The sequence below is a fragment of the Streptomyces sp. AMJ-169 genome (genome assembly GCF_055597585.1).
Genome location: NZ_JBVLTJ010000001.1, coordinates 692901 through 710776 on the forward strand (window position 1 = coordinate 692901; position 17876 = coordinate 710776).

A 17876-nucleotide genomic window follows, 5' to 3' on the forward strand; every position below is an offset into this window, starting at 1 on the left:
GCCCGACCCCCGCACCACATCAGCCCCCCGACCCCCCGCGCGATCATGACCCGCTCCTGGACCCTGCCCGCCCTGTTCGCCCTCTGCGGAGCGGCCCCCGCAGCCCTGCTGCTCGGCAGAGGAAACCCCGGCGCAGCCGCAGTACTGCTCCTCGCGTTCCTCGCGCTCGCGGCGCTGCACTCGCCGCTGATCTTCCCGAGACCGGTCGACGCGGCGGAGGCCCGGCGCCGCAGTGCCGCCGACGGGCAGCCGGTCGTCTTCTGGCGGCCGGGCTGCAAGTACTGCATACGCCTGCGCCTCCGACTGGGCCGGGACGCGAGCCGGTTGCACTGGGTCGACATCTGGCGGGACCCGGCGGGAGCTGAGGCGGTGCGGGCGGCCAACGGCGGCGACGAGACCGTACCGACCGTCGTCATAGCCGGCCGGCCGCACACCAACCCTGAGCCCGGATGGGTCAGGGGCCGGCTCAGTAACCGTCCCTGATCTCCCGCAGGATCTCCCGGGTGCGCTGGGCCGACGCCGCGTGGGTCGTCATGTGGTCCAGGACCTCCAGGTGCGCCGAGACCTCCTTGCGGGAGTCCAGGTAGAGGGCGCCGGTGAGGTATTCGGTGACGACCATGTCGGGGAGTTCGGGTTCGGCGAAGCGGAAGAGGGAGAAGGGGGCGTACGTGCCGGGGTGCGGGCCCGCCGCGAACTCGGCGACCTGCAAGGTCACCCGGTCGCGTTCGGTGTACTTCAGCAGCCGGTCCAACTGGTCGCGCATGACGGAGCTGTCGATGCTGACGGGCCGGCGCAGCGCGGTCTCGTCCAGGATCGCCCACAGGTGGGGCGGGTCGGGGCGGTCCAGGAGCTTCTGCCGGGCCATGCGCAGGGTCACATGGCGTTCGATCGTCTCCGGGACGCTCTGCCCGACCGTCCCCGCCTCGAGCACGGCCCGCGCGTAGCGTTCCGTCTGGAGCAGCCCGGGCACGAAGTGCGGCTCGTACGAGCGGATCATCCTGGCCGCGCCCTCCAGGCTGACGTACAGGCTGAACCACTCGGGCAGCACGTCGTGGAAGCGCTGCCACCAGCCGGGCCGGTTGGCGTCCTCGGCGAGCATGATGAACGCGGCGGCCTCGTCGGCCGGGACGCCGTAGGTGTCCAGCAGGACCTGGACGTACGGGATCTTCAGGGCGACCTCGGCGGTCTCCATCCGCCGTACGGTCGCCGCGGCCACCCGCAGCGCGCGGGCCGCCTCCTCGCGGCTGAGACTCGCCGTCTCCCGCAGCTCCTGCAACCGTTTCCCGAGCACCACCTGACCCACGGTGGGAGCGGGTCGCCGCTCACTCACGCCACGCCTCCCCTACGCGTCGAGAACTGTGTGCAGTGTGTCATGTTCCGATGGAGGACTCACGGGTACGGAACGAGTCGATTAGGCGTGATCGTGACGTCTCGCAAGATGGATATCAAGACAGCGTCGACCGAAGATACTCGACCGTCGCCGGGTCCGCCGGGAGGAAGGTCTCCACGGCCAGTTCGGCGACCGTCACGTCCATCGGGGTGTTGAACGTCGCGATCGACGACACGAACGACAGCGCCCGGCCGCCGAGTTCGACGCGCAGCGGCAACGCGAACGGCGGCGCCGGGTCCCCGTCCGGAGCGGAGCCGCCCCGCGCCAGTGGATACGCCGCCACCTCCTCGTACAGCTCCCGCAGCCGCGCCGAGCGGTGCAGGGCGAGCTGGCGTTCCATCTGGTGCAGCAAGTGCCCTCGCCACTCAGGGAGGTTGAGGATGCGCCGGGCGAGGCCCTCGGGGTGCAGGGTGAGGCGCATCGCGTTCAGCGGCGGGACGAGGAGGTGTCCGGGTACGCCCTCCAGGAGCGCGGTGATGCCCCGGTTGGCGGCGACGACGTCGTACCCGCCGTCCACGACCAGCGCGGGATACGGCTCGTAGCCGCGGATCAGCTGCTCCAGGCCGGTGCGCAGGGAGTCCAGTTCGGCCAGCGGGGTCTCCGGGTAGTGCGGGGCGTAACCCGCCGCCAGCAGAAGGGAGTTGCGCTCGCGGACCGGCACCTCCAGGTGCTCGGCGAGCCGCAGCACCATCTCCTCGCTGGGCCGCGCCCGGCCCGTCTCGACGAAGCTGATGTGCCGCGCCGAGGAGTCCGCGCGCAGCGCCAGTTCCAGCTGACTGACCCGCCGCCGCTCCCGCCAGGCCCGCAGCAGCGGACCCACGCCCCGGCCGGAGGGGGTGGGGGTGGGACTGTCGGTGCCGGTCGGGAGAATGGTCATGGGTACGACCGTAACCAGGACGCCGGGCCGGGGAGCGCCGTACCGCTAGGCCGCAGCAACGATTCTCCGACGAGAGGTATGGGTCGATGACCGAGCAATGGAGCCCGCGCGGGCTGTCCTTCGAGGCTGAGGCGGGGTACCGGGCACGGGTGCGTGGCACGCTGCTCGGCGGCGCCGTCGGGGACGCGCTCGGCTACCCGATCGAGTTCCTTTCCCTGGACCGCATCCGCAGCGCCCACGGCCCGCAGGGCGTGACCGGCTACGTCGCCGAGCCCCGCGTCAGCGACGACACCCAGATGACCCTCTTCACCGTCGAGGGCCTCCTCCAGGCCCGCGCCGGCATGCGCCAGGGCACCCTCCCGCCGGGCAGCGAGATCGGACACGTGCGCTGGGCCTACGACCGCTGGCTGCACACCCAGCGCGTCACGGCCCCCGACGGCGGTCCCGTGTACGACGGCCCCGCCGGCGGACTGGTCGAGGAGCCCTGGCTGTACGCCCGCCGCGCGCCCGGCAACGCCTGCCTCTCCGGGCTCACCCTCGCCCATGTCCCCTCCGGGCAGGGCGTGTTGGGCCGTCCCGGGCCGGTCAACTCCGACTCCAAGGGCTGCGGGACGGTGATGCGCTCGGCGCCCTTCGGGCTCACCGGCGACGATCCGCGCACCGCGTTCTTCCAGGCCGCGTACTGTGCGCAGATCACCCACGGCCACCCCACCGGCTACTACGCGGCCGGCGCGCTCGCCGCGATCGTCGCCCACCTCCTGCGCGGGGAGTCCCTCGAAGGCGCCGTCCTGCGCACCCTGCGGCTGCTGGCCTCCTTCCCCGGGCACCAGGAGACGACCGCCGCGCTGGAGCGGGCCCTCGATCTGAGCGGGACCGCCGACGCCGCGACCGTGGAGAAGCTCGGCGCCGGCTGGATCGCCGAGGAGGCCCTCGCGATCGGCGTGTACGCGGCCCTGGCAGAGCCCGACGCCGGGCGCGCGCTGCTGCTGTCGGTGAACCACTCCGGCGACTGCGACTCCACCGGGTCGATCTGCGGGAACATCCTGGGGGCGATGCACGGGGACCAGGGGCTGCCGGCGGCTTGGGTGGAACAGGTGGAGGGACGGGCGCGGATCGCCGCGCTGGCCGATGATTTCGCGGCGGAGTGCACGGGGAGGACGGCCGCGCCGGTCTGGCCGGCGGCTTGAGGCGGGGCGACGGGGAGGGGGCGGGCCTGGTTGAGCTGAGCTTGGCCGGGCCGGGCCTGGCTGGGCCGGCTTGGGCTTGGGCGAGCTGGGCCGAGCCGGCGGGCCGAGCTGTGCCGGCTTCAGCTGGGGCGGGCTGCGCTGAGCCGGCGGGGCCGGCGGGGCCGGCGTCGAGTGGGTGGCGGCCCGGTTCGCGTGGCACGCTGAAGGTGTGCGGTGCCGGAAGGCGCACGCGCCGTGCCGAGTGCCGCTGAGGAAGGGAGCCGGGACATGGCCGTCGAACCGCTGTCCGACAAGGAGACCGAGGAGCGGCTGGCCGAGTTGCCCGGCTGGTCCGTCGTCGCGGGCCGGCTGACCCGCGCCTACCGGCTCCCCTCCCACTTCGCCGCAGCCGCCTTCGTCGTCCATGTGGCCCAGGTCCAGGACGAGTTGAACCATCACTCGGACCTGGGGCTGGGCTACAGCACGGTGACCCTCGCGGTGCAGACCCACGACGCCGGGGGCGCGTTGACCCACCTGGACTTCGAACTCGCCCGCAGAGTCGAGGAGTTGGCGCCGACGCACGGGGCAGGCTGACCTCGCAGAGGGGGTGACGGCGTGCTCGACTACGAGAAGGAAGCCGAGCGGTACGACGAGCTGCGCGGCGGCGAGCCTCGCGCGCAGGCGGCGGCACGGGCGGTGCTGGGGCTGCTGCCGGAGGGGGTGCGCGGCCTGCTCGACCTGGGGTGCGGTACGGGGATCGTGACGCGGAGGCTGGCGGCGGGGATACGGGGGACCGGCCCGGCGGCGCTGCCGGAGACGGTCCGCCCGGCACCGCAGCGGGGCAGCTCTCCGGTGACGCCGCCCCAAGTCACCGGCACCGCCGCCCCTCCGGCACCCCCGCCCCAAGTCACCGGCGCCGACCTCACCCCCGCCATGGCCCGCCTCGCCGCCGCCCGTCTCCCCGGCCGCATCCTCCTCGCCGACAGCCGTCAACTCCCCTTCCCCGACGCCGCGTTCGACGCCGTCACTAGTGTCTGGCTGCTGCACCTCCTCCCCGCCCCGGACGACGTGCGCCGCACCCTCGCCGAGTGCGCGCGTGTCCTGCGGCCCGGCGGGACGTACGTCACGACCGTCGACAAGGGCGCCGCCCACAACGTCGGCAGCGACATCGACGCCGTTCTCGCCGACCGTCCGCCGACCCGCGTCACCGACACCTCCGCGCAGGTCGAGGCGTACGCCGCCGAGGTGGGCCTGCGGCCGGCCGGGGAGGCGAGGTTCACCGGGCACGGACAGGGCCGCAGCCCCCGCCGGACGCTCACCGATCTGCGCCGGGGCTGGTTCATGACGCTGCCGCCGGGACACCCGCTGGCGGAGGAGTTCGCCCGCCGGCTGGAGGAGCTGCCGGACCAGGAACGGGCGCGGGGGGAACCGGAGTTCAGGGTGCGGGCGTTCAGGAAGGAGGGGTGAGTAAGCACCCCCAGTCCCTCCTTGAGCAAGCCCCAAAACTTTCGCCCCCCTTTGCGAGAACCCCCCACCCCCGCCCCCGGAAACTTTCGCACCCCCCACCACCCCCTCCCACCCCTTGAATTCCCCCGCCCCGCCAACCCCATACTTCCCGGCGGCAGCTGACACACCGACAGCGGCCCACCCCCTCCGGGAGGTACCCCCACATGCAGCGCACGCGCCCCCGCATCGCCCTCTTGGCAGCAACCGCCCTGACCATCACCGGACTTGTCACCCTCACCCCGCACGAAGCGGCGGCAGCCACCGCCCGGCAGGTCGAGGCGCTGGACCGGGGTGTGGTGAGCGTCCACACCGACAGCGGCAACCTGGTCAGCTGGCGCTGGCTCGGCACCGACCCCGACAGCGTCTCCTTCAACATCTACCGCGCCGGCACGAAGGTCAACTCGGCGCCCGTCACCGGCTCGACGAACTACTTCCACTCAGGCGCCCCCGCCCAGGCCGACTACACGGTCCGCGCGATCGTCAACGGCACCGAGCAGTCCGACTCCGTGCACGCGGTCCAACTCCGCACCGGCTACAAGGACATACCGATCTCCCCACCGCCGGGCGGCACCACCCCGGACGGCGTCGCCTACACCTATGAGGCGGGCGACGCCTCGGTCGGCGACCTCGACGGCGACGGCGCCCTGGACCTCGTCCTCAAATGGCAGCCCACCAACGCCAAGGACAACTCCCAGTCCGGCTACACCGGAAACACCATCCTGGACGGCATCAAGCTGGACGGCACCCGCCTGTGGCGGATCGACCTGGGCCGCAACATCCGCTCCGGCGCGCACTACACGCAGTTCCAGGTGTACGACTACGACGGCGACGGCAAGGCCGAGATGGCGGTGAAGACCGCCGACGGCACGGCCGACGGCGCCGGCACGGTCATCGGCAACTCCTCGGCGGACTACCGCAATTCGAGCGGATACGTGCTCTCAGGACCGGAGTACCTGACCATGTTCAATGGCCAGACGGGCCGCGCGATGCAGACGGTCGACTACGTCCCCGCGCGCGGCACGGTCTCCTCCTGGGGCGACTCCTACGGCAACCGCGTGGACCGCTTCCTCGCCGGCACCGCCTACCTCGACGGCGCCCGCCCCTCCCTGATCATGGCGCGCGGCTACTACACGCGGACCGTGATCGCCGCCTGGGACTGGCGCGGCGGCGCCTTCACCCGCCGCTGGACCTTCGACACCAACTCCTCGACCAACACGGGCAAGGGCTACGACGGCCAGGGCAACCACCAGCTGTCGGTCGCGGACGTCGACGGCGACGGCAAGGACGAGATCGTCTACGGCGCCATGGCGGTCGACGACAACGGCAACGCCCTGTGGACCACGAGGAACGGGCACGGCGACGCCCTGCACGTCGGCGATCTCGACCCGTCCCGCGCGGGGTTGGAGGTGTTCAAGGTCGACGAGGACAGCTCGAAACCGTCGTCCTACCTCGCCGACGCGCGCACCGGGCAGGTCATCTGGTCCACCCCCGCGAACGGCGACAACGGACGGGGCGTCGCCGGGGACATCTGGGCCGGCAGCGCGGGCGCCGAGTCCTGGTCGGCGGCCGAGAGCGGCGTACGCGACCCGAAGGGAAACGTCGTCGCGGCCCGCAAGCCCTCCAGCACCAACTTCCTTTCCTGGTGGGACGGTGACCCGGTCCGTGAACTCCTCGACGGCACTCACATCGACAAGTACGGCCCCACCGCCGACACCCGCCTCCTGACCGCCTCCGGCGTCCACTCCAACAACGGCACCAAGGCCACCCCGTCCTTCTCCGGCGACCTCCTCGGCGACTGGCGCGAGGAGGTCGTCTGGCCGACGGCGGACAACACGGCCCTGCGCGTCTACTCGACCCCCTACGAGACCACGACGAGAATCACCACCCTCCTCCACGACACGATGTACCGGACCGCCCTCGCCTGGCAGAACACCGCCTACAACCAGCCCCCGCACCCCAGCTTCTTCATCGGCGACGGCATGGCCACCGCACCCCGCCCGGCCGTCTACACGCCCTGATCACACGGAAGTTGAGCGGCCGTCAGGACGACGGCCGCTCTTCTCCGCGCTCAACTCACCGTGCAGCTCTGGTCCCCGACCTTGAACACCGTCGGTCTCCCGTTCGTCCCCGGCGAGTTGCCCGTGAAGCCGAAGCTCACCGACGCGCCCGCCGCCACGCCCGCGTTCCAGGTGACGTTCCTCGCCGTCACCGCCGAACCCGTCTGCGTGTACTCGGCGTTCCAGATCGACGCGACGGTCTGGGAGCTGGGGAAGGTCCAGCCCAGGGTCCATGAAGTCCAGGCGCCGCTACCGGTGTTGGTGAGTTTGACGTCCGCCTGGAAGCCGCCGGACCACTCGTTGGTGACCGTGTACGTCACGGCACAGGCGCCCGCAGGGGTAGTGGGGTCACCACTGCCGCCCCCACCGCCACCGGCGTCCGACGTGTCGCCGTAGATCACACCCCGCCCGTTCGTGGCGACGTACACCCGGCCGTACACCCGGGGGTCGCCCGTGATCGCGCCGCCGGTCCAACCCCACTGGTGGGCATCGTCGTTGAGTCGCGTCCAGCTCGCGCCCTTGTCCGTCGAGCGGAAGATGCCGCGTACGCCGCCGATCTTCGCGCTGGTGTACAGGGCCTGGTAGGAGGCGCCCGTCGCGGCCTTGCCGAAGCCGATGGTGTCGGCCTGGTCGACGTTCGTGAGCTTGGTGAAGGTCGCGCCGCCGTCCGTGGAGTGCCACAGCCCGTACGCGCCGCCCTCCGCCCCGCCGGCCAGCCAGACGTCGCCCTTCGTGCCCGGCAGCGCCTTGAAGCGGACGGTGTCGCCCGCCGGCAGGCCGGTGGAAGCGGTCGCCGTGAAGGTCGCGCCGCCGTCCGAACTCACGTAGAACTTGCCGGACTTGAAGCCGTAGAAGGTCTTCGCGTCCACGCGGTCCGACTCGACGGCCGCACCCGCCGGGATGCCCGCCGACGCCTGCCAGGAGGTGCCGAAACCGGTGGTGTACCGCACGCCGGTGCCCTGCGGGGACCACACGAAGCGGCTGCCGTCGGCCGCCGCCGCGACCGTTCCGCCGCCGCTCACGCCCGAAGGGTCAGTCCCCGCGAACCAGTTGGCGCCGTTGTCGGTCGAAAAGGCCACGTGCGCACCGGAGTCGACGTTGCCGACGCGCACGACCGTGTTCGGGTTGGTCTCGGCGAAGTCGAGGCTGGTGGTCGTCGTGAAGTTCGGCTGCGTGAACATCATCGGCGGCACGGCCGTCAGACTCGTGTGCCGGAACCCGCCGATGTCACCGAGCGCGCTCAGCAGCGGCGCCCCGGACGGCGGTGACGCGAGGTCGTTGACGGCCGTCTCCTCCAGGCCCTGCACCATGGGCTTGACGGTGATCTGGCCGCCGGTGTCCCAGTTCCCCAGGTTCTCCGTGCCGTAGACCGTCGCGCCCGTCCCGTACATCATGCGCGCCGAGTTGAACGGGTCGATCTCCAACGCCTCGGTCATCCAGCCGAGTTTGGGCGTCTGCTCGGGCGGCGAGGGGTTCGCGCCCCACGTCAGCCAGGGCACGGACGACACGTCCATGGTGAAGCGGTTGGCGCGGCTGGGGTACGACGTGTAGTCCCACGCCTTCGTCCAGGTCGCCCCGCTGTCGGTGGAGCGGAAGATCAGGGTGTCCGGCCACCAGGAGCTGTACCCGGTCGCCATGAGGGTCCCCGGTTTCTGCCGGTCGACCGTCAGTCCGCTGAAGCCGTAGTAGGTGTCGGCCTCCGCGACGGGGCTGATGTCCGTCCAGGTCCCGCTCGCCGTCGCGTACCGCCACAACTGGCCCTTGCCGCCGTCGTACGGGCCGCCCTTGTCGCTGTACGCGAGGTACAGGTAGCCGTTCGACGCGTCCAGCACGCCTTTGTGCGCGAGGTGTCCGGTCGGCTGGCCGGCGAGGCGGGACCAGGTCGCGCCCGCGTCCGTCGAGCGGTACACCGCGTTGTCCTTGTCGGCGACCCCGACGTAGATGGTGCGCGTCGCGTTGCCCGCCGTCCCCGTCGACTCGTCGAACGTCACCCACACGACGCCCTGGTTGTCGGAGGCGTACCCGCTCGTGTCCGTCGAATCCTGCACGTAATTACCGACGTTGGGGAAGTTCGCGACCTGCGCCCAGGTCACCCCCGCGTCCGTCGAACGCCACAGGCCCTTGCCGCTCGGTGCGCCCAGGTACAGGACGCTGTCGCGATTGGGGTCGACGGCGAGCCGCTCGCCCATGCCCCGGCCCGGCATGTTGCCGCCCAGCTTGAACGGCAGGTCCGTCTTCTGCCAGGTCGCGCCCCGGTCGCCGGAGCGCAGCACCGCCCCGTTGCCCGGGTCCCAGCTGTTGGTGTACATGCCGACGGCGGCGTACACCTTGTTCGCGTCGACCGGGTCGGCCGCCAGGCTCGCCACCCCCGTGTGCCCCCAGTCGGCCCAGCCGACCGAGTCCAGCAGCGGTGTCCAGGTCTTCGTCGACTCCTGCCAGCGGTAGGCGCCGCCGATGTCGGTACGCGCGTAGGCGAGGTTCTTCTCCTTGCGGCTGAAGACGATCCCGGGGACGAAGCCGCCGCCGTCGATCCGGGCGTTCTTCCAGGTGTACGACTCCGCCGCGAGCGCCGATCCGGGAGCGTCGGCGGAGAGCGCGGGCGGGGCGCCGGCCAGCAGACCGGCGGCCAGCGCCAGCACGGCGGTGAGGATGCGGGTTCTTCGCACGGTGGGGGTTTCCTTCCTCGTGCGGCCATGTGGGGGGGGAACGAGGGGCGACGACCGGGCGGCCCCCTGTGCGGGTGGGGGCCGCCCGGCGCGGTACGCGGACGCTCCGGCCCGGCGGTCCGGGCCTTCAGCGGGGACTATTCGAGGAGTTCCGCGTACGAGCCCATGGCCAAGGCGATGTCCGCCTGGGCCCAGAACCGGTGGTACGTGAACGACGGCGCCGCGCCGCCCGCCAAGTAGGCCTGGATCTTCGACCAGTTGGGGTCGTTCTTGTAGAAGGACCGCAGGGAGGCGAACGTCGAGGACGAGTTGATCGCGTCGCCGTTCGGCATCGTCCCGCTCCAGCCGCTCGGTACGTAGACCGGGTCGCCGAAGCGCTTGTAGTCGGCCCGGGTCTCCGGGACCGCGATGCCGAGGGCGTCGGAGTAGTTCGACCACATGCCGTCCAGCAGCGCCTTCGCGACCGTCTTCGAGGCCGTGTCACCGGACTTGGCGCCGTAGTAGGTCAGCGTCTTCGCGAACGCGGCGGCGACTCCGACGTCGTTCGTGTAGTCGACGACCGAGACGTGAAGTCCCGTGTTGGCGCCCGGACTTGACGCGTTCCAGGTATCGGGCTGGCCGGACCAGGAGAGCGTCGAGGGGAAGCGGTAGGTGCCGTCGGGGTTGACCGTGGTCTGCGACAGCGCCCAGCTCACCCACTTGTCCAGCACGGCCTTGGCCTGCGCGTTGCCGGTCTGCTGGTAGTACTCCGCGACCCGCTCCATCGACCACGCCTGGAAGCCGAACCACTGGTTCGACGGCGGGTCGTGGTAGACGGGCTGCTCGTCGTAGAACATGCCGTAGAACGTCGACTTCCCGGCCGGGGGAGTGGCGTAGCGCCCCGCCCAGCTGTTGGTCGCGCCGCCCGCGATGGCGCCCTCGTTCGACTGGAGCCAGCGGTAGAACTCCAGCTGCCGGGTCAGCGAGGTCGCCCAATCCGCCTGCCCTGTCGCCGACTTGGGCTTCAGGTCGGCGTAGGAGCTGAGCGCGTAGGCCGCGAGCGGGTTCTGGTAGCCGCCGTGGACATGGCTGGAGCCGATCCGCCAGGCCCAGCCCGCCGAGGTGTCGGTCGCGCCGCCCCAGGCGTAGTACCAGGACATCAGATAGTGCGAGGAGTTCTTGCCCGAGCCGGCCGCGCACGCGCTCGGACCGACACAACTGCCGATCTTCTTGAAGTACTTGTCGTACATCGAGTAGCGCAGATAGTCGCCCATCTTCGCCGCCTTGCCGACGGTCGCGGAGACGTCGGCGCCCTTGCCCTGCTGCTTCGCCCACAGGTCGGCCCAGTACGCGGCCTGCACGGCGCGCGCGTCGGCGTCCGGGGCGTCGGTGAACTTCCACTGCTTGGCGTAGGAGCTGTCACCGGTGAACAGGTCCAGATACCCGTTCGTGCCGCCGTACTTGAACTGGTCGCAGGTCGGCTGCGGCACGGTCTCCCACACCGACTCCTGCGCCCCGCGCTGGAAGGTGTTGATGTACGAGGGTCCCGTGGCCGTCGGTCCAGCCTCGCACTTGCCGGGGCCGTTGCCGTAGCCGTAGGTGTTGTCGACGTCCTGGAGCCAGTGCATGCCGTAGACGTCGTCGGTGCCGTACGCGGACTTCAGCTCGGCCGCGATCGGGTCCTGGCCGACCGGGACCGACGGGTCCAGGCGCGCCGGGTACTCGTTCGGGGTGTCCAGCTCGGGCGCGTAGGTCGCCGGTTTCGACGCGGTGTAGAAGGAGTTGGTGGGCTGGTCGGCGTGGGTGGGGATCATGTACTTCTCCATGAGGTCCCACGCGCCGTTGAACTTGCTCCAGTCACCGGTGATCTTGCCGTACATCGCCTGGAGCCACAGCAGATAGCTGTACGCCTCGGACGTGGTCTCGTGCCCCTGGTCGGGGGCCTCCACGATCAGCGTCTCCACCGAGTGGTACGGGATGCCCTCCGGCGAGAAGTAGCCGTTCGCCGGGTTGGTGATCTTCCCGTACAGCTCCAGGAAACGGGCGTCGTACGTCTTCTGGCCGGCGATCTGGGTGACCGTCACCGTCGCCTTGGCGAGGCCCGTGGCCGTCGAATCGAACGTGGCCGCTCCGGTTCCGGTGGCCGCCGCCGTGACCGTCACCGGCTGCGCGGTGGACCAGTTCGACGGGGTGAACGTCAGCGCCGCGCCGCCGGTGACCGTGAGGCCCGTGTTGCCGCCGGTGCGCGCGGTCGCGACCGTCACGTTCGACGCCGGCTGGGTGGAGAGACGGACCGTGTACGTGCCCGTCTTGCCCTGCTGGACGGCGAGTTGGGACGCCGACGCGACGACCGCCGGGCCCGAGGCGACGGTGATGCCGACCGGCGTCGAGGTGCCGGCCGCGCCCAGGCTGTCGTACGCCTTCGCCAGGAGGGAGTGACTGCCCACGGACAAGCCGGTGGCGGAGAAGGTGTAGGGGGCGGTGGTGTCCGTGCCCAGGAGGGTCGTGTCGTCGTAGAACTCGACCTTCGAGATCGTCGCGTTGTCCGCCGCCGCTGCCGTCGCCGCGAGCGGGACCGCGTCGCCCTGGGTGTAGATCGCGCCCGCCGCCGGGCTGGTCAGGACGGTGATCGGGGGCTGGTGCGCGCCCACGCACGGGGTGCCGTTGAGCGAGAAACCGGTGGGGGCGGTGTTGGTGCCGGTGTAGGTGAACTGGGCGCCCGTCGTCACCGCCGCGCCCGCCGCGATGTTCGCGTTGTAGGTGGCGCTCTGTACGGAGACGGCGGTGCCGGACTGCGACCAGGTCCCGTTCCAGCCGCTGGTCAGCTTCTGGTTGCCGGCGTAGGAGTAGCCGAGCGTCCAGCCGTTGATGGCGTCCGTGCCCCGGTTGGTGATCGTGAGGTCGGCGGTGAAACCGCTGCCCCAGTCGTTCGTCTTGTAGTCGACGCTGCACTGAAGTGCCGCCGCCTGTGCGGGAGTTGTGAGCGTGCTCAGGCCGGCGAGCGGCAGTGCGAACGCCGCCACCACGGCTGTCCACCAGCGCCGCGTTCTGCGGCGCCTGAGGGTCTGGGTCATGTGCTGGTCCCTCCTTGCGGCTCGGGGAGGTGGGGGGAGGAGCAACAAGCCTTGAACCAGTGGGAGCGCTCCCATAGTGCGGACGGGGGTTCGGGTGGTCAAGGTGTTCGAAGAGTCGAAAAGATTCGACGGGTGTTCGGCCGGGGAAAGTCTGTGCCTCCCCTGTTCTTCCCAGGGACTTGACGCTAGCTTCGGTGTCACCAGTGGGAGCGATTCCATCAGTCGACACGTCTGTCGCGACGTGTCTGACCTGCGAGGAGTCGCTCTAGTGAGACATCCCGCGCGTTCCCTGATCCTCGCTGTGGCAGGCGTCGGCGCCCTCGTCGCCGGGGTCCTGCTGCCGAGCCTTCCGGCACGGGCCGCCGCACCCGCGCCCGCACTGCATGTGTCCGGCGACAAGCTCGTCGACGACACCGGGGCCGCCCGCCGGCTGCTCGGGGTCAACCGGTCCGGCGGCGAGTTCATGTGTGTGCAGGGGCGCGGCATCTGGGACGGGCCGGTCGACGACGCCGCGCTCCGGGCGATCGCCGACTGGAAGGCGAACACCGTCCGCATCCCGCTCAACGAGGAGTGCTGGCTGGGGCTTTCGAACATCCAGTCCGCGTACGGCGGCGCGAACTACGTGAACGCCGTCAAGGACCTCGTGGCCCGCGTGAAGGCGCACGGCATGACGCCGGTCGTCGAACTCCACTGGACCTACGGGCAGTACACGGGCAACTCGGCCGGCTGCTCCGACGTCCACGCCAGCTGCCAGAAGCCGATGCCCGACGCCCAGTACACCCCGGGCTTCTGGACGTCGGTCGCGAACACCTTCAAGAGTGACCCGGCGGTCGTCCTCGACCTCTTCAACGAGCCCTACCCGGACCGCGCCACGTCCACCACCGCCCAGGCCTGGCAGTGCTGGCGCGACGGCGGCAGCTGCCCCGGCATCGGCTACCAGGTCGCCGGAATGCAGCAGTTGGTCGACGCGGTCCGCGCCACCGGCGCCCGCAACGTGATCCTCGCGGGCGGGCTCGCCTACTCCAACGACCTGAGCCAGTGGCTCACTTACCGGCCACGCGACCCCACCGGCAATCTCGCCGCCGCCTGGCACGGCTACAACTTCAACACCTGTTCCAGTGAAGCCTGCTGGAACTCCGCCCTCGCCCCCGTCGCCGCCCAAGTCCCGCTGGTGGCCGGGGAGATCGGGGAGAACACCTGCTCGCACGGGTTCGTCGACCGGGTCATGAAGTGGTTCGACGACCGCGGGCTGTCGTACCTGGGCTGGACCTGGAACGCATGGGACTGCGCCTCCGGTCCGTCCCTGATCACGAGTTACGACGGGACACCCACCGCGTACGGCACCGGGCTGCGCGACCGGCTGCGCGCCCAGAACGGATGACACACCGGAAATATCCGCTAGCAGACAAGGAAACCCGCACTCATGAGCCGTAGCAGAACAGCGTTGCTCGCCGCGCTGGCGCTCGTCGCCGGCGCGTCCGGGACCGCACTGGCGGTGGCCCCGCAGGGCAGCGAGATCACCGCGATCCCGTGCAGCGTGGACTACCAGGTGCAGAACCAGTGGAGCACCGGCTTCACCGCCAACGTCACCGTCACCAACAACAGCGCCGCCAAGAGCAGTTGGCAGCTGAAGTGGGGCTACGCCGGCAACCAGCAGATCACCAGCGGCTGGAGCGCCCAGGTCAGCCAGTCGGGCCAGGCCGTCACCGCCGCCAACGAGACCTACAACGGCTCGCTGCCGACCGGGAGTTCGGTCAGCTTCGGGTTCCAGGCCTCCTACAGCGGCAGCAACGCCGTGCCCACCACCTTCACGCTCGACGGCGTCACCTGCAACGTCGACGACGGCGGCGGCACCACCACCCCGCCGCCGACCGGCCCGGGCACCCCCTCCACCAAGGTCGACAACCCGTACGCGGGCGCCAAGGTGTACGTCAACCCCGAATGGGCGGCGCACGCCAACGCCGAACCCGGCGGCTCACGGGTCTCGGGCCAGCCGACCGGCGTCTGGCTCGACCGGATCGCCGCGATCAACGGCGTCAACGGCGGCATGGGCCTGCGCGCCCACCTCGACGCGGCCCTCGCCCAGAAGGGCAGCGGCGAAGAGGTCATCCAGCTGGTCATCTACGACCTCCCAGGCCGTGACTGCGCCGCCCTCGCCTCCAACGGCGAACTCGGCCCGACGGAGATCGACAAGTACAAGACGCAGTTCATCGACCCGATCGCCGCGATCCTCGCCGACCCCAAGTACGCGAGCCTGCGCATCGTCAACACCGTCGAGATCGACTCGCTGCCCAACCTCGTCACCAACACCGGCAGCAGCGCCACCGCGACCGCGGCCTGCAACACGATGAAGGCGAACGGCAACTACGTCAACGGCGTCGGCTACGCGCTCGCCAAGCTCGGCGCGATCGCCAACGTCTACAACTACATCGACGCCGGCCACCACGGCTGGCTCGGCTGGGACGACAACTTCGCCCCCGCCGCCCAGCTCTTCTACCAGGCCGCCAACGCCCAGGGCGCGACGGTCGACGACGTCCAGGGCTTCATCACCAACACCGCCAACTACAGCGCCCTGAAGGAGAACAACTTCACCATCAACGACACCGTGGGCGGCACGTCCGTACGGCAGTCGAAGTGGGTGGACTGGAACCGGTACGTCGACGAGCTGTCGTACGCGCAGGCCTTCCGCAACCAGCTGATCTCGGCCGGCTTCCGGTCCAATATCGGCATGCTGATCGACACCTCCCGCAACGGCTGGGGCGGCAGCGCGCGGCCGGCCGGTCCGGGCGCGCAGACCAACGTGGACACCTACGTCGACGGCGGGCGCTACGACCGCCGTATCCACGTCGGGAACTGGTGCAACCAGTCCGGGGCCGGTCTCGGTGAACGCCCGCAGGCCGCTCCCGCCGCCGGGATCGACGCCTACGTCTGGATGAAGCCTCCGGGCGAGTCCGACGGGTCGTCCACCGCCATCGCCAACGACGAGGGCAAGGGCTTCGACCGCATGTGCGACCCGACGTACACCGGCAACCCGCGCAACAACAACCACATGTCCGGGGCGCTGTCGAACGCGCCGCTGGCCGGGCACTGGTTCTCCGCGCAGTTCCAGCAGCTGATGCAGAACGCGTACCCGCCGCTCGGCTGACCTTCCCCCGGCCCGCCGGGGCCTCCCCTTCGCCCCGGCGGGCCGCCCGGGCGGTACGGTCCGGCCGCTTCCCCACGAGAGGAGCGGCCGGATCTCCGCTTTTTTGCCGGTACGGCAACAGAAGTGGCCCCTTCCCCGTGTGCCGCCGCACGCTGGCGGCATCCACGGACGAGAGGCTGGGGGCCATGGCACACACGCATGACACCGACATCGACTGGGCCGCGATGGCGGAGCACCTCGAGGCGCAGGCCGAGCTGTACGCGCCGCTGTACGAGCGGGCACTGGCCTGGCTCGGCAAGGAGATCACCGACCCGGGCCTGGTCGTGGACGCCGGCAGCGGCCCGGGCGTCGTCGCCTGCCTGTTCGCCGAGGAGTTCCCCGGCGCCCGGGTGGTCGCCGCCGACGGCTCCGCGCCCCTGCTGCACCGGGCCGCCGAACGGGCCCAACGGCTCGGCTACGGCGACCGGTTCGCCACTCTCCACGGTGAACTCCCCGGGCTGCTGGCCAAGTTGGAGTACCCGGCGGATCTCATCTGGGCCGGCAACAGCCTCCACCACCTCGGCGACCAGCGCGCCGCGCTCGCCGCCTGCGCCGAACGGCTCGCCCCCGGCGGGACGTTGGCGGTCATGGAGGGCGGGCTGCCGACCCGGTTCCTCCCGCGCGACCTCGGCTTCGGCCGCCCCGGCCTCGAGTCCCGCCTCGACGCGCACGCCACCGAGTGGTTCGCGAAGATGCGCGCCGACCTGCCGGGAACGGTCGGCGAGCGGGAGGACTGGGCCGCGCTGCTCACGTCGGCCGGCCTCAAGGGCGCCCGCACCCGCAGCTTCCTCCTCGACCTCCCGGCCCCCGCCTCCGACCGGGCCCGCGCGCACGCGGCCCAACTTCTGGGCAGGCTGCGGGAGTCGACGGCGGAACTCATCGACGAGGAGGACCGCACGACGCTGGACCGGCTGCTCGACCCGGCGGACCCGGAGAGCGTGCACCGGAGGGCGGATCTGTATGTGCTGACGGCACGGACGGTGCATACGGCGGTCAAGCCGGCTTAGCCCAGGCCGACTTGAGTGACGGGACATGAAAAAGGCGGGCCCCTCCATCGGGCCCGCCTCTTCGGCTCACGCCTCTTCGGCGCTCAACTCAGCCCGGCTCAGGCCATGTTGAACTCAGCCGGGTTCGGTCCGATCCGCCGGTCCTCGTTCAGCGCGCTGATCGCCGCCAGATCCTCGGTGTCCAGAGCGAAGTCGAAGACCTCGATGTTCTCCTTGATCCGGGACGGCGTCACGGACTTGGGGATCACGACGTTGCCGAGCTGGAGGTGCCAGCGCAGCACGATCTGGGCCGGGGTGCGATTGTGCTTCTGGCCGATCGCGACGATCGCCGGCACCTCCAGGAGCCCCTTGCCCTGGCCGAGCGGCGACCACGCCTCGGTGGCGATGCCCTGCTCGGCGTGCAGCTCGCGCAGCTCGTGCTGCTGGAGGTGCGGGTGCAGCTCGATCTGGTTGACCGCGGGGATGACCGAGGTCTCGTCGAGCAGCCTGCGCAGGTGCTCGGGGTGGAAGTTGGAGACGCCGATCGCCTTGACGCGGCCGTCGGCGTACAGCTTCTCGAACGCCTTGTACGTGTCGGTGTACAGGTCACGGGCCGGGGTCGGCCAGTGGATCAGGTACAGGTCGACGTAGTCGAGGCCCAGCTTGGCCAGCGAGGTGTCGAACGCGCGCAGGGTCGTGTCGTAGCCCTGGTCGGAGTTCCACAGCTTGGTGGTGACGAAGACGTCCTCGCGGGCCACGCCCGAGGCCGCGATGGCCTTGCCGGTGCCCTCCTCGTTGCCGTAGATCGCGGCTGTGTCGATGCTGCGGTACCCGGCCTCCAGGGCGGTGGCGACCGCGCGCTCCGCCTCGTCGTCCGGCACCTGCCACACACCGAAGCCCAGCTGGGGCATCTCGACGCCGTTGTTGAGGATGATCGGGGGGACCTTGCTGCTCACGCGCTCATGATCCTTCGGTTGTCCGTCATGGGGTT

13 protein-coding genes are annotated in these 17876 nt (G+C 70.8%); 8 read left to right on the plus strand and 5 right to left on the minus strand.

The window, feature by feature from the left end; genetic code table 11:
- Positions 1 to 45: 45 nt before the first annotated feature.
- Positions 46 to 483, plus strand: coding sequence for a glutaredoxin domain-containing protein (locus tag ACYUD3_RS02935; protein ID WP_470962945.1), 438 nt, complete (start codon positions 46 to 48; stop codon positions 481 to 483).
- Here ACYUD3_RS02935 and ACYUD3_RS02940 read toward each other — a convergent pair.
- The gene (locus tag ACYUD3_RS02940) at positions 467 to 1330 is read right to left on the minus strand and encodes a helix-turn-helix domain-containing protein (RefSeq protein ID WP_470962948.1); all 864 of its coding nucleotides are present in this window, start codon (positions 1328 to 1330) and stop codon (positions 467 to 469) included. The genes ACYUD3_RS02935 and ACYUD3_RS02940 overlap by 17 nt on opposite strands.
- A 115-nt stretch (positions 1331 to 1445) precedes the next feature.
- Positions 1446 to 2267, minus strand: a complete 822-nt coding sequence (locus ACYUD3_RS02945) for a helix-turn-helix domain-containing protein (protein ID WP_470962952.1) — start codon at positions 2265 to 2267, stop codon at positions 1446 to 1448.
- Positions 2268 to 2353: 86 nt separating this feature from the next.
- Here ACYUD3_RS02945 and ACYUD3_RS02950 point away from each other — a divergent pair, with 86 nt between their 5' ends.
- From ACYUD3_RS02950 to ACYUD3_RS02965, 4 genes are all read left to right on the plus strand, one after another.
- Positions 2354 to 3454: an ADP-ribosylglycohydrolase family protein gene (locus ACYUD3_RS02950; RefSeq protein WP_470962955.1), complete on the plus strand. Its 1101-nt coding sequence runs from the start codon at positions 2354 to 2356 to the stop codon at positions 3452 to 3454.
- Between the two features lie 267 nt (positions 3455 to 3721).
- On the plus strand, positions 3722 to 4027 hold the full coding sequence (locus ACYUD3_RS02955) for a 4a-hydroxytetrahydrobiopterin dehydratase (protein WP_470962958.1): 306 nt from the start codon (positions 3722 to 3724) through the stop codon (positions 4025 to 4027).
- A 21-nt stretch (positions 4028 to 4048) separates the two neighbouring features.
- Positions 4049 to 4900, plus strand: a complete 852-nt coding sequence (locus tag ACYUD3_RS02960; protein WP_470962961.1) for a methyltransferase domain-containing protein — start codon at positions 4049 to 4051, stop codon at positions 4898 to 4900.
- A gap of 203 nt (positions 4901 to 5103) precedes the next feature.
- On the plus strand, positions 5104 to 6957 hold the full coding sequence (locus ACYUD3_RS02965; protein ID WP_470962964.1) for a rhamnogalacturonan lyase: 1854 nt from the start codon (positions 5104 to 5106) through the stop codon (positions 6955 to 6957).
- Positions 6958 to 7007: 50 nt separating this feature from the next.
- On the opposite strand, the gene ACYUD3_RS02970 is transcribed toward ACYUD3_RS02965, so the two are convergent.
- Together ACYUD3_RS02970 and ACYUD3_RS02975 are read right to left on the minus strand one after the other, a co-directional pair.
- Positions 7008 to 9662, minus strand: coding sequence for a cellulose binding domain-containing protein (locus ACYUD3_RS02970; RefSeq protein ID WP_470962967.1), 2655 nt, complete (start codon positions 9660 to 9662; stop codon positions 7008 to 7010).
- Between the two features lie 137 nt (positions 9663 to 9799).
- Entirely contained in the window at positions 9800 to 12715 is a 2916-nt protein-coding gene (locus ACYUD3_RS02975) for a glycoside hydrolase family 48 protein (RefSeq protein WP_470962970.1), read from the minus strand.
- Between the two features lie 289 nt (positions 12716 to 13004).
- Between ACYUD3_RS02975 and ACYUD3_RS02980 the strand changes: the two genes are divergently transcribed.
- The 3 genes from ACYUD3_RS02980 (at position 13005) to ACYUD3_RS02990 (ending at position 16906) form a co-directional block, all read left to right on the plus strand.
- Entirely contained in the window at positions 13005 to 14096 is a 1092-nt protein-coding gene (locus ACYUD3_RS02980) for a glycoside hydrolase family 5 protein (protein WP_470963932.1), read from the plus strand.
- 42 nt (positions 14097 to 14138) lie between these two features.
- Positions 14139 to 15860: a glycoside hydrolase family 6 protein gene (locus ACYUD3_RS02985; protein ID WP_470962974.1), complete on the plus strand. Its 1722-nt coding sequence runs from the start codon at positions 14139 to 14141 to the stop codon at positions 15858 to 15860.
- Between the two features lie 185 nt (positions 15861 to 16045).
- Positions 16046 to 16906 (plus strand): class I SAM-dependent methyltransferase, encoded by an 861-nt coding sequence (locus tag ACYUD3_RS02990; RefSeq protein ID WP_470962977.1) that lies wholly within the window; start codon positions 16046 to 16048, stop codon positions 16904 to 16906.
- 98 nt (positions 16907 to 17004) lie between these two features.
- Here the strand turns inward: ACYUD3_RS02990 and ACYUD3_RS02995 are convergent, their stop codons facing one another.
- Complete coding sequence (locus ACYUD3_RS02995; protein ID WP_470962980.1) at positions 17005 to 17841, minus strand: aldo/keto reductase; 837 nt, start codon at positions 17839 to 17841, stop codon at positions 17005 to 17007.
- Positions 17842 to 17876 lie beyond the last annotated feature (35 nt).

Coding starts and splice junctions, on each gene's coding strand:
- ACYUD3_RS02990 (WP_470962977.1), top strand. CDS start 16,046: ATGGCACACACGCATGACACCGACATCGACTGGGCCGCGATGGCGGAG.
- ACYUD3_RS02985 (WP_470962974.1), top strand. CDS start 14,139: ATGAGCCGTAGCAGAACAGCGTTGCTCGCCGCGCTGGCGCTCGTCGCC.
- ACYUD3_RS02945 (WP_470962952.1), bottom strand. CDS start 2,267: ATGACCATTCTCCCGACCGGCACCGACAGTCCCACCCCCACCCCCTCC.
- ACYUD3_RS02975 (WP_470962970.1), bottom strand. CDS start 12,715: ATGACCCAGACCCTCAGGCGCCGCAGAACGCGGCGCTGGTGGACAGCC.
- ACYUD3_RS02965 (WP_470962964.1), top strand. CDS start 5,104: ATGCAGCGCACGCGCCCCCGCATCGCCCTCTTGGCAGCAACCGCCCTG.
- ACYUD3_RS02935 (WP_470962945.1), top strand. CDS start 46: ATGACCCGCTCCTGGACCCTGCCCGCCCTGTTCGCCCTCTGCGGAGCG.
- ACYUD3_RS02955 (WP_470962958.1), top strand. CDS start 3,722: ATGGCCGTCGAACCGCTGTCCGACAAGGAGACCGAGGAGCGGCTGGCC.
- ACYUD3_RS02950 (WP_470962955.1), top strand. CDS start 2,354: ATGACCGAGCAATGGAGCCCGCGCGGGCTGTCCTTCGAGGCTGAGGCG.